This is a genomic window from Micromonospora sp. WMMA2032 (assembly GCF_002688545.1).
GTDB lineage: Bacteria > Actinomycetota > Actinomycetes > Mycobacteriales > Micromonosporaceae > Micromonospora > Micromonospora sediminicola.
This window is the reverse complement of record NZ_CP024052.1, coordinates 3642859-3657555: the sequence shown is the minus strand read 5'-3', so window position 1 is coordinate 3657555 and position 14697 is coordinate 3642859. Positions and strand designations below refer to the sequence as shown.

14 protein-coding genes are annotated in these 14697 nt (G+C 73.5%); 10 read left to right on the top strand and 4 right to left on the bottom strand.

What is annotated here, in order from left to right; all coding sequences use genetic code 11:
* Positions 1-76 precede the first annotated feature (76 nt).
* The 10 genes from CO540_RS16630 (at position 77) to CO540_RS16585 (ending at position 11975) form a co-directional block, all read left to right on the top strand.
* Positions 77-1234, top strand: coding sequence for an aromatic acid exporter family protein (locus tag CO540_RS16630; RefSeq protein WP_371682303.1), 1158 nt, complete (start codon positions 77-79; stop codon positions 1232-1234).
* Between the two features lie 282 nt (positions 1235-1516).
* On the top strand, positions 1517-1918 hold the full coding sequence (locus CO540_RS16625) for a hypothetical protein (protein WP_099162759.1): 402 nt from the start codon (positions 1517-1519) through the stop codon (positions 1916-1918).
* The gene (locus CO540_RS16620) at positions 1908-2459 is read left to right on the top strand and encodes a plasmid pRiA4b ORF-3 family protein (RefSeq protein ID WP_253865983.1); all 552 of its coding nucleotides are present in this window, start codon (positions 1908-1910) and stop codon (positions 2457-2459) included. Before CO540_RS16625 ends, CO540_RS16620 begins: the two co-directional genes overlap by 11 nt.
* 216 nt (positions 2460-2675) lie before the next feature.
* On the top strand, positions 2676-2765 hold the full coding sequence (gene kdpF, locus CO540_RS16615) for a K(+)-transporting ATPase subunit F (protein WP_036343797.1): 90 nt from the start codon (positions 2676-2678) through the stop codon (positions 2763-2765).
* The gene (kdpA, locus tag CO540_RS16610) at positions 2765-4420 is read left to right on the top strand and encodes a potassium-transporting ATPase subunit KdpA (RefSeq protein ID WP_099162757.1); all 1656 of its coding nucleotides are present in this window, start codon (positions 2765-2767) and stop codon (positions 4418-4420) included. Before kdpF ends, kdpA begins: the two co-directional genes overlap by 1 nt.
* A gap of 20 nt (positions 4421-4440) precedes the next feature.
* On the top strand, positions 4441-6621 hold the full coding sequence (gene kdpB, locus CO540_RS16605) for a potassium-transporting ATPase subunit KdpB (RefSeq protein ID WP_099162756.1): 2181 nt from the start codon (positions 4441-4443) through the stop codon (positions 6619-6621).
* Positions 6621-7502 carry a potassium-transporting ATPase subunit C gene (locus CO540_RS16600; RefSeq protein ID WP_099162755.1) on the top strand — a complete coding sequence of 294 codons (882 nt, stop codon included), beginning with the start codon at positions 6621-6623 and terminating at the stop codon, positions 7500-7502. Before kdpB ends, CO540_RS16600 begins: the two co-directional genes overlap by 1 nt.
* A gap of 84 nt (positions 7503-7586) precedes the next feature.
* Positions 7587-10133, top strand: a complete 2547-nt coding sequence (locus tag CO540_RS16595) for a DUF4118 domain-containing protein (RefSeq protein ID WP_099162754.1) — start codon at positions 7587-7589, stop codon at positions 10131-10133.
* Positions 10130-10810, top strand: coding sequence for a response regulator (locus tag CO540_RS16590; RefSeq protein ID WP_099162753.1), 681 nt, complete (start codon positions 10130-10132; stop codon positions 10808-10810). The genes CO540_RS16595 and CO540_RS16590 overlap by 4 nt, the downstream gene beginning before the upstream one ends.
* Positions 10811-10868: 58 nt before the next feature.
* Positions 10869-11975: a magnesium and cobalt transport protein CorA gene (locus tag CO540_RS16585; RefSeq protein WP_091583000.1), complete on the top strand. Its 1107-nt coding sequence runs from the start codon at positions 10869-10871 to the stop codon at positions 11973-11975.
* Here CO540_RS16585 and CO540_RS16580 read toward each other — a convergent pair.
* From CO540_RS16580 to CO540_RS16565, 4 genes are all read right to left on the bottom strand, one after another.
* The gene (locus tag CO540_RS16580; protein ID WP_157779139.1) at positions 11953-12288 is read right to left on the bottom strand and encodes a hypothetical protein; all 336 of its coding nucleotides are present in this window, start codon (positions 12286-12288) and stop codon (positions 11953-11955) included. The genes CO540_RS16585 and CO540_RS16580 overlap by 23 nt on opposite strands.
* A 93-nt stretch (positions 12289-12381) precedes the next feature.
* Entirely contained in the window at positions 12382-12804 is a 423-nt protein-coding gene (locus CO540_RS16575; RefSeq protein ID WP_099162751.1) for a hypothetical protein, read from the bottom strand.
* Positions 12805-12965: 161 nt separating this feature from the next.
* Positions 12966-13184 (bottom strand): YbaB/EbfC family nucleoid-associated protein, encoded by a 219-nt coding sequence (locus CO540_RS16570; RefSeq protein ID WP_099162750.1) that lies wholly within the window; start codon positions 13182-13184, stop codon positions 12966-12968.
* A 321-nt stretch (positions 13185-13505) separates the two neighbouring features.
* Positions 13506-14684: an MFS transporter gene (locus CO540_RS16565; protein WP_099162749.1), complete on the bottom strand. Its 1179-nt coding sequence runs from the start codon at positions 14682-14684 to the stop codon at positions 13506-13508.
* Between the last annotated feature and the right edge of the window lie 13 nt (positions 14685-14697).

Below are 14697 nucleotides of genomic sequence, written 5' to 3'. Positions count from 1 at the left end.
GGAGCGGGTACGCGCGGCCGTGGCCGGTGCGGGAGGACGCGGGGGCAGTGGACGGGCCGCCGGTGACCGGCCGCTCATCCGCCGGCTGCGGTCCGCGCCGGCGCTGCTGGTCGACCGCTTCCGCCGGGTCCGGGCGGGCGCGGGGCTGGCCGCGCAGGCCGGGCTCGCGGCCGGCCTCTCCTGGTGGGTCGCGGACTCGTTGCTGGACATCACGCAACCCGTGTTCGCCCCGATCTCGGCGGTGGTGGCGCTCGCCGCCTCGGTCGGCCAGCGGGTGCGCCGTACCGTCGAACTGATCATCGGTGTGGCGGTCGGCATCCTGATCGGGAACCTGCTGATCAGCGTGGTCGGGGTCGGCGCCTGGCAGCTCGGTCTGATCGTCGCGCTGGCCGTGGTGGTGGCGGCGTTCGTCGGACGCAGCCCGGCGCTGGTGGTCCAGGCCGGGGCGACGGCGGTGCTGATCGGCACGCTGACGCCGACGGTGCCGGACCTGGAGGCGCCCCGGGTGCTCGACGCGCTCATCGGTGGCGGAGCCACCCTCCTGGTGACCGCGGTGCTGCTGCCGCTCAATCCGTTGCGGATCATCAACCGGGCCGCCGGCCCCGCCCTGGACCTGCTCGCCGAGCAGCTGGACCGCACCGCCGACGCGCTGCGCGAGCGGGACGCGGAGGCGGCGCGCGCCGCCCGGGACCGGTTGCGGGACAACAAGAAGGAGATGGGCTCCTTCGGCGAGGCGGCGCAGGGCGCACGGGAGGCCGCCACGCTCTCGCCGGTCTACTGGACCGCCCGGGAGGGGCCGCTCGGCCGGTACGCCAAGGCGGTCGAGCCGGTGGACCGGGCGATGCGCAACAGCGGCACGCTGATCCGGCGGGCGGTCACGTTGATCGCGGACGGCGAGCGGGTGCCGGAGCCCATGCCGGACGCGGTGTCCGCGCTGGCCGACGCGGCCCGCACGCTGCGCAAGGAATTCGCCCGGGGCACGCCGGAGCCGACCCGGTGCCGGGAGTCCGCGTTGCGGGCGGTCGCCGAGGCCGGTCGCGCCTACCGCGCCGGCGTCGACTTCTCCGGGGCGGTGGTGGTCGCCCAGGTGCGGACGGCGGCCAGTGATCTCCTGGTCGCCACCGACGTCGACCAGGAGGAGGCGAACCGCCTGGTCCGTTCGGCGTTCGGCCCGCTCGACCCGCCCGGATCCGGCGTTCCCCGTAGATCCGAGGCAAAGCGTCCCGGCGGGTGAGGGGCAGCCCACAGGTCGGCCGTCCCGCTACGGGATGTGCACGAATCATCGGGCAATTGAGGGTTGTTCACGGCCGTCCCCGCCTCGTCAAGGCGGCGTCAAAATCCGTCGACCGCGCGTAGCGGATGCGTCAAAGCCATCGACGCCGGGCGGCCGCCCCGGCTGGTATGGCGGGGAGGGCGGGCTGCGGGCCCGCGGTCCTGTCGCCGGAGGCGTGCTGTGGCTGTCGTACGAGATCAGGAAGTTCGGCCGGCGGGGGAACCCACCCCCACCGGGATCAGAGTGGCGGGCGGCGCGGCGCTCGTGGTCGGCGCGGCGCTGGTGGCGGCGGCGGTCTTCGCGCCGGGTGAGCTGCCCGGCCGGGTCCTGCTGATCGCCGGCGTCGTCGGCGGGTACGCCGCGGTGGTGGCCGACCTGCGTGCGGTCGCCGCGGTGACCGCACTGGGCGCGGCGACGTTCGTCGGTTTCCTGGCGAACCGCTACGGCGAGCTGACCGGTGCCGGTGACGCCTGGTCCCACGCGGTGCTCATCGGGTTCGCTGCGGTGCTGGGCACCGGCTACCGGTACGTCCGCTCGATCAACCTCGACCACGACGACGTTCCCGGACCGCCGCTGCGTCGGGTAGCGGGCCCGGTCGCCGTGGTCGCACCGCCGGACCGCTCCGAGGATCGCCGTGCGGCCTGAACCGCAGGGCGTGTTGTCGATCGAGGTGGAGCTGGTGACGGGGCGGGGCCGCCGATGGTGGCCGCGCCCCGGCTGCGTCGTCAGCGCCGGTGAAGAGCACACGTTCGCGCAGTTGGCCGAGGCCGTCGACCGCGCCTTCGGGCGTCGGGACCTCGACCACCTGCGCATGGTCGTGCTGCCCGGCGGTGTCGAGGTCAGCTGGTCGGCCTGGCGGGACGGCCCGGCGTTCCCCGGCACCCGGGACGGCCGGCGCACCCGCCTCGGCCTGCTGACGCCGGGGAACCCCTTCGCCTACGTATTCGACCTCGGGGCCGACTGGACCCACCTCTGCACGGTCCGCCGGGATCCCGCCGTTTGTCCGCCGGCGCTGCCGACCCTGCGGAACGGCTGGGGCAGCGCGCCCGCGCAGTACTCCCCGGAGGCGGTGCACGACGATCCCGCCTCCCGCCCGTCCGGCCTGCCACCGCTGCTTCCTTCCTGGCGTCAGGCCGCCCGCCTGGACTCTTGTGACCCCGTTCACCCGTCCGGTGGCTCGGTGTGAAAAGGGCGTCAAGAAAGCGCGGGCGGACGTGATGGTCGCGTTATAGCCCCTGTGCATTCGAGGGGGCGGGCGTTTTGATTGCCCGGCGCGACCGGGAGGCGGTCGCGAGGACATTTTCCGGTAGGAGAGGTCAGCCGTGTCTGACGTGCTGTTCGTGTTGCTGACGGTGGGGCTGTTCGCGGCTCTCGCCCTCGTGGTGAGGGGTGTGGAGAAGCTGTGAGCGCCGTCAACGCCGTCGGCCTGGTGCTGGCGATCGGACTGGGTGTGTTCCTGGTCGTCGCCCTGCTGTTCCCGGAGCGTTTCTGATGAGCATGACAACAGCCGGGGTGCTCTTCGTGCTCTCGCTGGTGGTGGCGCTGGTCGCCGTCTACCGGCCGTTCGGCGACCACATGTACCGGGTGGTCTCCGGCACGCGGTCCGCCCGGGTCGAGCGGGGCATCTACCGCCTGGTCGGGGTCAACCCGGCCGCCGAGCAGACCTGGGGCGTGTACGCCCGCAGCGTGCTCGCCTTCTCGGCCGTCTCGATCCTGTTCCTGTACGCGTTCCAGCGGCTGCAGAACCACCTCTGGCTCTCGCTGGGCCTCGACCCGGTGATCACCCACGGCGCCTGGAACACCGCGGTGTCGTTCGTGACCAACACCAACTGGCAGTGGTACTCGGGTGAGTCGACCATGGGTCACCTGGTGCAGATGGCCGGCCTGGCGGTGCAGAACTTCGTCTCCGCCGCGGTGGGCATCGCCGTCGCGGTGGCGCTGGTCCGGGGCTTCGCCCGCAGTCGCACCGGCGAGCTGGGCAACTTCTGGGTCGACCTGACCCGGATCACGCTGCGGATCCTGCTGCCGATCGCGGTGCTCGGCGCGCTCGCCCTGATGATCGGCGGCGCGGTGCAGAACCTCTCCGGCGGCACCGACGTGACCACGCTGACCGGCGGCACCCAGACGGTCACCGGCGGGCCGGTGGCCAGCCAGGAGGTCATCAAGGAGCTGGGCACCAACGGCGGTGGCTTCTACAACGTCAACAGCGCCCACCCGTTCGAGAACCCGACCACCTGGACGAACTGGATCGAGATCTTCCTGATCCTGCTGATCCCGTTCAGCCTGCCCCGGGTCTTCGGCCGGATGGTCGGGCAGAACCGGCAGGGTTACGCGATCGCCGCGGTGATGGCGATCCTCGCGCTGGCCAGCATCACCCTGACCAACGTGTTCGAGCTGACCGGCCACGGCACGGTGCCGCAGGCGGTCGGCGCGGCCCTCGAAGGCAAGGAGGTGCGGTTCGACGTGTCGAACTCGGCCACCTTCGCCGCCGCCACCACACTCACCTCGACCGGCGCGGTCAACTCGTTCCACGACTCGTACACCGCGCTGGGCGGGATGATGACGCTGGGCAACATGATGCTCGGCGAGGTCGCCCCCGGCGGTGTCGGCGCCGGCCTGTACGGGCTGCTGATCCTCGCGGTGATCACGGTGTTCGTCGCCGGCCTCATGGTCGGCCGCACGCCGGAGTACCTGGGCAAGAAGATCGGCTCCCGCGAGATCAAGTTCGCCTCGATGTACTTCCTGATCACCCCGGCGCTGGTGCTCACCGGGACCGCCGCCGCGTTCGCCACCGGCAACAACTCGACCGCGCTCAACGTCGGCCCGCACGGGCTCTCCGAGGTGCTCTACGCGTTCACGTCGGCGAGCAACAACAACGGCTCGGCATTCGCCGGCATCACCGTGAGCACGCCGTGGTGGAACACCGCGCTGGGCCTGTGCATGCTGCTCGGCCGGTTCCTGCCGATCATCTTCGCGCTGGCGCTCGCCGGTTCGCTGGCCCGCCAGCAGCCCACGCCCGCGTCCGAGGGCACCCTGCCGACCCACAAGCCGCTCTTCGTCGGCATGGTCGTCGGCGTCACGGTGATCCTCGTCGCGCTCACCTTCCTGCCCGCGCTCGCGCTCGGCCCGCTGGCCGAAGGGCTGTGACCACCATGAGAGACAAGGACATGACGGCACCTTCCGACACCGCCGACGCGCCGACCCCCGGCACGCCGGCCACCCAGGGCGACCGGGTCGGTGGTGGCCTGCTCGACCCGAGGCAGCTGTTCCGCTCGCTGCCGGACGCGCTGCGCAAGCTCGACCCGCGGACCCTGTGGCGCAACCCGGTGATGCTGATCGTCGAGATCGGCGCGCTGTTCACCACCGTCCTCGCGATCGCCGATCCCTCGGTGTTCGCCTGGGCCATCACGATCTGGCTCTGGCTGACCGTGGTCTTCGCCAACCTGGCCGAGGCGGTCGCCGAGGGCCGGGGCAAGGCCCAGGCCGACACGCTGCGGCGAGCCAAGCAGGACACCATCGCCACCCGCCTGCTCGGGTGGTCCCCGGGCGCGGCGGCCAACGGCTACCGCGACGAGGCGGTGCCCGCACCGCAGCTCAAGCAGGGCGACATCGTCCTGGTCGAGGCCGGACAGATCATCCCGGGCGACGGCGACGTCGTCGAGGGCATCGCCAGCGTCGACGAGTCGGCGATCACCGGCGAGTCCGCTCCGGTGATCCGGGAGTCCGGCGGCGACCGCAGCGCGGTCACCGGCGGCACCCGGGTGCTCTCCGACCGGATCGTCGTGAAGATCACCCAGAAGCCGGGGGAGAGCTTCATCGACCGGATGATCGCCCTCGTCGAGGGCGCCAACCGGCAGAAGACCCCGAACGAGATCGCGCTCAACATCCTGCTGGCCGCGCTGACGATCATCTTCCTGCTCGCGGTCGTCACGCTCCAGCCGCTGGCGATCTTCGCCAAGGGTTACCAGGCCGCCGCGCCGGACACCCAGGCGATCACCGACTCCGGTGTCACCGGCATCGTGCTGGTCTCGCTGCTGGTCTGCCTCATCCCGACCACCATCGGCGCGCTGCTGTCCGCCATCGGTATCGCCGGCATGGACCGCCTCGTCCAGCGCAACGTGCTCGCCATGAGCGGGCGGGCGGTCGAGGCGGCCGGCGACGTCAACACGCTGCTGCTGGACAAGACCGGCACGATCACCCTGGGCAACCGGCAGGCCGCCGAGTTCCTGCCGGTGGCCGGCGTGGACGCGGCCACGGTCGCCGATGCGGCGCAGCTGTCCAGCCTGGCCGACGAGACCCCCGAGGGGCGCTCGGTGGTGGTGCTGGCCAAGAACGAGTTCGGGCTGCGTGAGCGCGAGCCCGGCCTGATTCCGCACGCCACCTTCGTGCCGTTCACCGCGCAGACCCGGATGAGCGGCGTCGACCTGGCCGGTGACGGCGGCGTCGGCGACCGGCAGATCCGCAAGGGCGCCGCCGCCGCGGTGATGAAGTGGGTACGCGAGAACGGGGGCCACCCGACCGAGCAGGTCGGTGAACTGGTCGACGCGATCAGCGGCACCGGCGGCACCCCGCTCGTGGTCGCCGAGCACACCGCCGGCGAACCGGCCCGGGCGCTCGGCGTCATCCACCTGAAGGACGTCGTCAAGGCCGGCATGCGGGAGCGCTTCGACGAGATGCGCCGGATGGGCATCCGGACCGTGATGATCACCGGTGACAACCCGCGGACCGCGAAGGCGATCGCCGACGAGGCCGGCGTGGACGACTTCCTCGCCGAGGCCACGCCGGAGGACAAGCTCGCCCTGATCAAGAAGGAGCAGGAGGGTGGCCGGCTGGTCGCCATGACCGGTGACGGCACCAACGACGCGCCGGCGCTGGCCCAGGCGGACGTCGGCGTCGCGATGAACACCGGCACGTCGGCCGCGAAGGAGGCCGGCAACATGGTCGACCTCGACTCCGACCCGACCAAGCTGATCGAGATCGTGGAGATCGGCAAGCAGTTGCTGATCACCCGGGGCGCGTTGACGACGTTCAGCATCGCCAACGACATCGCGAAGTACTTCGCGATCATCCCGGCCATGTTCGCCGGCATCTACCCCGCGCTGGACACGCTGAACGTGATGCGGCTGGCCAGCCCGGCGTCGGCGATCCTCTCCGCGGTCATCTTCAACGCGATCGTCATCGTCGCGCTGATCCCGCTGGCCCTGCGGGGCGTCCGCTACCGCCCGGCCAGCGCCTCCAAGCTGCTCAGCCGCAACCTGCTGCTCTACGGCCTCGGCGGCATCGTGGTGCCGTTCGTCGGCATCAAGCTCATCGACCTGCTCGTCCAGTTCATTCCGGGGATCTCGTGATGCGCCTTCCCAGTTGGCTCTCCCAGCACCTGGCCGCCCTGCGCGCCGTGCTCGTCTTCACCGTGCTGCTCGGTCTGGTCTACCCGCTCGCCCTGGTCGCCGTCGGTCGGATCCCCGGCCTCGACGGCAAGGCGGACGGGTCCCTGATCGAGGTCGGCGGCAGGACCGTCGGCAGCTCGCTCATCGGTCAGTCGTTCACCGACGCGGACGGCAACCCCGTGCCGCGCTACTTCCAGTCCCGCCCGTCCGCCGCCGGCGACGGCTACGACCCGACCTCCACCTCGGCCAGCAACCTCGGCCCGGAGAGCGTGGTGGACACGCTGGCGTCCGACCCCGCCGACTCCACTCCGAGCCTGCTCACCCAGGTCTGCGCGCGCAGCAAGGCGGTCGGCGAGCGGGACGGCGTGGACGGTCGTCGCCCGTACTGCACGCCGGACGGGGTGGGCGCGGTGCTGGCCGTGTTCCGCGCCGACGGCCTGACCGGCAGGATCATCCGCGTGGTCAGCGTCAACCAGGTCGCGCCGGCGACGCCGTTCGTGTCGACCTGGCAGGGCGTACCGGTCGAGCTGGCCCGGCCCGGTCAGGACTACGTGGCCGAGGGCGGGGTGGTCACCCCGGTCCGGGGGGACGCCCCGGCGGAGCCGGCCGTGCCGGCCGACGCGGTCACCGCCAGCGGCAGCGGCCTCGACCCGCACATCTCCCCGGCGTACGCGGAGATCCAGGTGGCTCGGGTGGCGCGCGAGCGTGGCGCGGACCCGGCGGCGATCCGCCGGCTGATCGAGGAGCACACCACCGGCCGGTCGCTCGGCTTCATGGGCGAGCCCGGCGTGAACGTGCTGGAACTCAACCTCGCGCTGGACGAGAAGTACCCGGCGCGCTGACGCCGGCAGCTGTTAAGAAGGGGCCCCGCCTCTACCGAAGGCGTTAAGCGGGGCCCCTTCCTTTCACTCAGGGAGGATGGGGGCGTGGGCAGAGGCGAGCTGCGGATCTACCTGGGCGCGGCCCCCGGCGTCGGCAAGACCTACGCCATGCTCGAGGAGGCCCAGCGCCGGGCCGAACGCGGCACCGACGTGGTGGTCGGCCTGGTCGAGACGCACGGCCGGCCGCACACCGCGGCGATGGTCGGCGACCTGGAGGTGGTGCCGCGCCGGGCGATGACCTATCGCGGCGTGGACTTCACCGAGATGGACCTCGACGCGGTGCTGGCCCGCCGTCCCGAGGTGGTGGTGGTCGACGAGTTGGCGCACACCAACGTGCCCGGCTCCCGCCACGACAAGCGCTGGCAGGACGTCCAGGAGCTGTTGGACGCCGGGATCAGCGTGCTCTCCACGGTCAACGTCCAGCACCTGGAGTCGCTCACCGACGTCGTCGCGCAGATCACCGGCACCACCCAGCGGGAGACCGTGCCGGACCAGGTGGTCCGCGCCGCGGAGCAGGTCGAGCTGGTGGACATGACGCCGGAGGCGCTGCGCCGCCGGATGGCGCACGGCAACATCTACCGGCCGGACAAGATCGACGCCGCGCTCGGCAACTACTTCCGGGTCGGCAACCTCACCGCGCTGCGCGAGCTGGCGCTGCTCTGGCTGGCCGACAAGGTCGACGAACAGCTCGACGCGTACCGCGCCCAGCAGGGCATCTCCGACACCTGGGAGGCGCGGGAGCGGGTGGTCGTCGCGCTCACCGGCGGCCCCGAGGGCGAGACGTTGATCCGCCGGGCCGCCCGGATCGCCGCCCGCAGCAAGGGTGCCGACCTGCTCGCCGTGCACGTGGCCCGCAGCGACGGGTTGGCCGACGCGGACCCGGTCCAACTGGCCCGGCAGCGGGTGCTGGTGGAGAGCCTCGGCGGCACCTACCACCAGGTGCTCGGCACCGACATCCCGGCCGCGCTGCTCGACTTCGCCCGCGGGGTCAACGCCACCCAGCTCGTGCTCGGCGCGAGCCGGCGGGGGCGGTTCGCGCAGATCGTCTCCCGGGGCGTCGGCGTGACCACCACCGCGCTCTCCGGCGCCATCGACGTGCACCTGGTCACCCACCCCGAGGCGGGGCGCGGGCGGCGCGGGGCCGGGGTGCCCGCCGCGCTGTCCCGCCGCCGCCGGCTGCTCGGGTACGCGCTGGCCGTGCTCGGCATGCCGCTGCTCACGCTGCTGCTGGAAGCGCTGCCCGACCTCACCCTGACCAACGACATCCTGCTCTTCCTGGCCGGCGTGGTCGGGGTGGCGCTGGTCGGCGGGCTGTGGCCGGCGCTGGTCGCCGCGCTCGGCGGATCGCTGCTGCTGAACTGGTTCTTCACCCCGCCGTACCGCACGCTGACCATCGCCGAGGCGGACAACCTGCTCGCGCTCGGCGTGTTCGTCGGCGTCGCCGTCGCGGTGAGCTGGGTGGTGGACGTGGCGGCGCGGCGTACCCGGGAGGCGGCCCGCGCCTCGGCCGACGCGCAGACGCTGGCCACCGTGGCCGGCAGCGTGCTGCGCGGCGAGCGGCCGCTGCCCGCCCTGCTGGACCGGCTCCGGGAGACGTTCGGGCTGCGCGCGGTGAGCGTGCTGGAGCTGACCGCCGAGGCGGAGGGACGACCCGCCCGGTCCCGGGCGGAGGGCGCCTGGCGGGTGGTGGCCGGCGTCGGCGACGCCCCGCCGGGCAGCCCGAGCGCCGGGGAGACCGTGGTGCCGGTGGACGACCGGCTCAGCGTGGTGCTCGCCGGCCGGCGGCTGGAGGCGGCCGACCGCCGGGTGGTCGAGGCGTTCGCCGCCCAGGCCGCGCTCGCGCTGCGCCAGGAACGCCTCGCCGAGGAGGCGGCCACCGCCCGCCCGCTGGCCGCCGCCGACCGGATGCGGACCGCGCTGCTCGCCGCGGTCAGCCACGACCTGCGCACGCCGCTGGCGTCGGCCAAGGCCGCGGTGAGCAGCCTGCGCAGCCACGACGTGGAGTTCGACGCCGACGACCGGGAGGAGCTGCTGGCCACCGCCGACGAGTCGCTGGACCGGCTGGGCCGGCTGGTGGCGAACCTGCTCGACATGAGCCGGTTGCAGGCCGGCGCGCTGGGCGTCACCGCCACCGCGATCGGGCTGGAGGACGTCGTACCCCGGGCCCTGGACGAGCTGGGCGCGGCGGCGGCCGAGGTGACCACGGACATCGCGCCGGACCTGCCGGCGGCGCTGGCCGACCCCGGCCTGCTGGAACGGGTGCTGGTCAACATCGTGGCCAACGCGCTGCGGCACAGCCCGCCGGGGCAACCGCCGACGATCACCGGCAGCGCGCACGCCGGCCAGGTCGAGCTGCGGGTGATCGACACCGGGCCGGGCATCCCCGAGGACCAGTGGGAGCACGTGTTCCTGCCGTTCCAGCGCCTCGGCGACCGGGACAACCAGACCGGGGTGGGGCTGGGCCTGGCCCTGTCCCGTGGTCTCGCCGAGGCGATGGGTGGCAGCATCACCCCGGAGACCACGCCGGGCGGCGGTCTCACCATGGTGCTGCGGCTGCCGGCCGCCACCGAGCCGGAGGGGCCGCAGGAATGACCCGCATCCTGGTCGTCGACGACGAGCCGCAGATCCTGCGCGCCCTGCGGATCAACCTGCGCGCCCGGGGTTACGACGTCCAGGTGGCCGACACCGGCGCCGCCGCGCTGAAGGCCGCCGCCGCCCACCCGCCGGACCTGGTGGTGCTCGACCTCGGCCTGCCCGACCTGGACGGCACCGAGGTGATCCGGGGCCTGCGCGGCTGGACCGGGGTGCCGATCATCGTGCTCTCCGGCCGGGCCGGCAGCGAGGACAAGGTGGCGGCGCTCGACGCGGGCGCCGACGACTACGTCACCAAGCCGTTCGGGGTGGACGAGCTGCTCGCCCGGATCCGCGCGGTGACCCGGCGGCTCACCCCGGCCGCCCCGGCCGTGCCGGCGCTGCGGATCGGCCGCAACACCGTCGACCTGGCCGACCGGACCGTCACCCGGGACGACGGAGTCGAGGTCAAGCTCACCCCCACCCAGTGGGCGATGCTGGAGAAGCTGCTGCGCAACCCCGGCAAGCTGGTCAGCCAGCGGCAACTGCTGCACGACGTGTGGGGTCCGGAATACCAGCAGGAGACCAACTACCTCCGGCAGTACATGGCCCAGTTGCGCCGCAAGCTGGAGGACGACCCGGCCCGGCCCCGACACCTGATCACCGAGCCGGGGATGGGCTACCGCTACCGGCCCTGACGTTTGCGCCGGCCCCGGCGGGGGACTCGGCGAGCCGGCCGAGCAGCGGGGGAGGGGCATGGCGGACAACCGGTCCTCGGAGGGGTTCGGCCGGCAGCTGGACGAGCACGCCATCGACGCCGGCGCGGCCGAGCCGGAGCGGCCCGCCGGGCTGGTCGACAGCGGGGTCTACGTCGACGGGGTCCGGCGGGCGTCGCCGGTCAGCCTCGCCGACACGTTCCGCTGCCTCCAGCAGCTCGACGCGGCGATGGCCTGGATCGGGCTGCGCCGGCCGAGCCGGGAGCAGGTCGCCTCGCTGGCCGCCGAGTTCCAGCTCCCCGAGCTGGCCGTCGAGGACGCCATCAACGCCCACCAGCGGCCGAAGCTGGAACGCTACGGCGACACCCTGTTCGTGGTGCTGCGCGCCGCCCGCTACCTGGACGCCCGGGAGGCGGTCGAGTTCGCCGAGCTGCACCTCTTCCTCGGGCCCGGCTTCGTGATCACCGTCCGGCACGGCGGCACGCCCGACCTCGTGGCCGTCCGCCGGCGGTTGGAGGCGGAGCCGGGCGTGCTGGCGCTCGGCCCCGAGGCGGTCCTCTACGCCGTGCTCGACCGGGTGGTCGACGGCTACGCGCCGGTGGTGGCCGGGCTGGAGAACGACATCGACGAGATCGAGACCGAGGTGTTCGGCGGCGACCCGAACGCCAGCCGCCGCATCTACGAGCTGAGCCGCGAGGTGATCCAGTTCCAGCGGGCGACCCGGCCGCTGCTGAAGGTCGTCGACGCGCTCACCCACGGCTTCGACCGCTACGGCACCGACGAGGAACTGCGCCGGCGACTGCGCGACGTGGCCGACCACCTCACCCAGGTGGTGGAGCGGATCGACGGCTTCCGGCACCTGCTGCAGAACATCCTCACCGTCAACGCCACCCTGGTCTCGCAGGCGCAGAACGAGGAGATGCGCAGCCTGACCGCGGCCAGCTTCGAGCAGAACGAGGAGATCAAACGGGTCTCCGCCTGGGCGGCGATCCTGTTCGCGCCCACCCTGATCGGCACCGTCTACGGGATGAACTTCACCCACATGCCGGAGCTGGGCTGGCGCTACGGCTATCTCTTCGCCGTCGTGCTGATGCTCGCCGTCTGCGGCGCGCTCTATCTGCTGTTCAAGCGTCGCGGCTGGCTGTGAGGGAGGCCGACAGGTCCAGTGGACGCAGCACACTGTGCACCTCCACCACCTCGGCGCCGGCCCGGCGACCCAGGTCGGCCACCGCCCGCTGCAGCAGCAGCCGGCTCGGTGCCGCGAACCGCACCATCGCGTCCAGGTCCGCCGCGATCCACCACGCCTGGACCGCGCACGGCTCGGCCCGCAGGAAGTCCAGCAGTCGGCTGCCGGGCGTGGAGACCCGCAGCCGTACGCAGACCAACGCCTCGTGCATCCGTACCTCCCGCGGCCCGTCCGGCGTAGCGGCGCGGATCTGGTCCGCCAGCCCTGATGTCATGCTCCGATGCTCCCGCGCGGTCGGGCCCGGCTCGCCGTCGTCGACGACGATTTCACAGCCGGAGGACTTTTCTTCACGTCGTCTAGACGTCCGTCAGCGCAGCCGGCCGAACGCCGCCACGGCGCCCTCCGGGTCGTCCACGCTGGCCAGGAAGCTCCGCCCCGAGGCCAACTCCAACCGCACGGCGGAGCCGCTGCGGATCAACGCGGTCCGCCGCCAGGCGCCCGGCCACGGAAACCACCAGACCGTCCACGGCCGGGCCGGCAGGTCGACCGCCCACATCGCCCGGACCAGGCGTAACGGCACCGCCGCGTTCGGGCCCGGAAGGAACGGGTGCCGGACCGCCACCTGATAGGCGGTGATCTCGACGGTGAGCCGGCACATCGCCAGCGTGGAGAGCGCGGCTGCCAGGGCGGCGACCGTCAGCACGGCTGCCGCCGTGGTCCACGCCAGTCCGGCCGGCAGGTCCGCCCGGGCGGCCAGCCGGGAACATCCCGCCGCCCCGACCAGGAGCACAAGCGAACCTGTTCCGGTCGCCGCCGCCGGCCACCCGCCGACCGCGCTCCCGCGCCACCGCCGGCCCCCACCCGACACCACCCGGGTCCGCCGGTCCTCCGGAGCGGCGTCTTCCGCCCTCCGGCCCGTCGCCGGGTACGGCGGGCTGAACGGCATCCGGTTCACGGCCGGTCTCCGGCCGAGACCCGGTGCGACAATGCCCGCAGTGAATCCGCCCGCTCGATCGCCTCCAGGCACGCGTCGGCCAGGTCGGCGGCGGTCAGGTCGTACCTGGCGTGGGGATTGATCCGAAGGGCCGTCAGGCGACCGTCGTGCCGCATGCTGACCTCGACATACCTGCCGGAGTCGGTGACGGTGACGGCGCCGCTGTCGTCGTGCACGGCTGTGCTCTCTTCGCTGGGAACGGGCACGCGGCGGGCCGGTCGAACCGACTCGGCCCGCCGCGGCGACATGGTGTGAGGGACGGGGCTAGGGTCGCGCAACCCGGATGCGGAGGGCGGCCATGCCCTGGCTGGACCGCACCGGCCGACCATCCGCCACAGCGGGGCTCGTACACGCCCGCTGGGATGCGCCGACCCGTCCTGCTCACCGTCGTCCTTCCACCCTGGTCGGGATCCGTACCCGACGGCACACAGCACATCCGACCGGGCCGCTGGGGGGCAACGGTCTTCACGCCCCCGTTACGACCGACCCGCCCGTTTTCACGCCGCCGCTACACGCGACCGGTGCGCCCGGTCCCGCCGCGCGACCGCAGCCAGCACCACCGTGCCGAGCAGCGCGGCGGCAGGCGCGACCACCAGCCCGTAGCGGACGCCCGCGGACGCGCCGGCGAGCGCCGAGCCGGCGGCGCTGCCCACCACGAACGCCGTGCTCACCCACGCGAACGCCTCGGCCACCGTGCCCGGTCGGGCCAGCCGCTCGGCGGTGAGGAAGACGGCGGTCAGCACCGGCGGCAGCGCCAGCCCGCTCACCGCGAGCAGCGCGGCCATCGGGGCCGGCGCGGGCGCCAGCAGCAGTGGCAGGAACCCGGCGGTGAGCGCGGCGGCCAGCAACGGCAGGCGGCCCGGTCCGCCCGGACGGACCCGGGTCCAGAGCAGGCCACCGACGAGCGCGCCGCCCGCCTGCGCCGCGAGCAGCCAGCCGCTGAGCCGCCGGTCGCCGGCCGCCTCGGCGTAACCGGTCACGGCCACCGCGATGCTGCCGACCGCCGCGCCGACCCCGACCACGCCGAGCAGCATCACCCCGAACCCCGGTACGCGCAGCGGCCCGGCCCAGTGCCGGACCGCGGCCACCCCGCGCCAGGCCCGGGCGGCCGGGCTGAGCGCGTACAGGGCGGTGCCGGCGAGCTGCGCCACGGCGGCGGCGAGCAGACCGGCGGTCGGCCCGCCGACCGTCACCGCGAGCAGGGTGACCAGCGGCCCCACCACGAAGATCACCTCCTGGAGTGCGATGTCCAGGGTGTACGCGGTGGGCACCGTCGCCGGCGGCAGCAGGGCCGGCCAGAGCGTCCGCAGGCACGCCTCCAGCGGCGGCGTGCCGAACCCGGCGACCGCCGCGCCGGTGATCGCGCCGGCCAGGTGCCCGCCGGTGAGCGCCACCGCGCCGAAGCCGAGGCCGGAGACGGCGGCGGCGGTCCACAGCACGGGCGGCTGCCGCCAGCGGTCCACCGCCCGGGCGAGCAGCGGGGTGCCGGCCGCCATCCCGGCCGTGTACGCGGCGACGAGCAGGCCGGCGGCGGCCAGGCTGAGCGACTGGCGGGCGAAGAGCAGCAGCGCGAGCGGGCCGCTGGCGGTGGGCAGCCGGCCGATCTGGCTGCCGAGGAGCACCCGGGCGACCTGCGGCGCGCGCAGCACCGCCCGGATCGAGGTGTCGACGGACATGGGGCATCGCTCC

Excerpts from the sequence above, each read along its gene's own strand:
- kdpA (WP_099162757.1), top strand. The coding sequence starts at position 2,765 with ATGAGCATGACAACAGCCGGGGTGCTCTTCGTGCTCTCGCTGGTGGTG.
- kdpB (WP_099162756.1), top strand. The coding sequence starts at position 4,441 with ATGACGGCACCTTCCGACACCGCCGACGCGCCGACCCCCGGCACGCCG.
- CO540_RS16600 (WP_099162755.1), top strand. The coding sequence starts at position 6,621 with ATGCGCCTTCCCAGTTGGCTCTCCCAGCACCTGGCCGCCCTGCGCGCC.
- CO540_RS16590 (WP_099162753.1), top strand. The coding sequence starts at position 10,130 with ATGACCCGCATCCTGGTCGTCGACGACGAGCCGCAGATCCTGCGCGCC.
- CO540_RS16585 (WP_091583000.1), top strand. The coding sequence starts at position 10,869 with ATGGCGGACAACCGGTCCTCGGAGGGGTTCGGCCGGCAGCTGGACGAG.
- CO540_RS16580 (WP_157779139.1), bottom strand. The coding sequence starts at position 12,288 with ATGACATCAGGGCTGGCGGACCAGATCCGCGCCGCTACGCCGGACGGG.
- CO540_RS16565 (WP_099162749.1), bottom strand. The coding sequence starts at position 14,684 with ATGTCCGTCGACACCTCGATCCGGGCGGTGCTGCGCGCGCCGCAGGTC.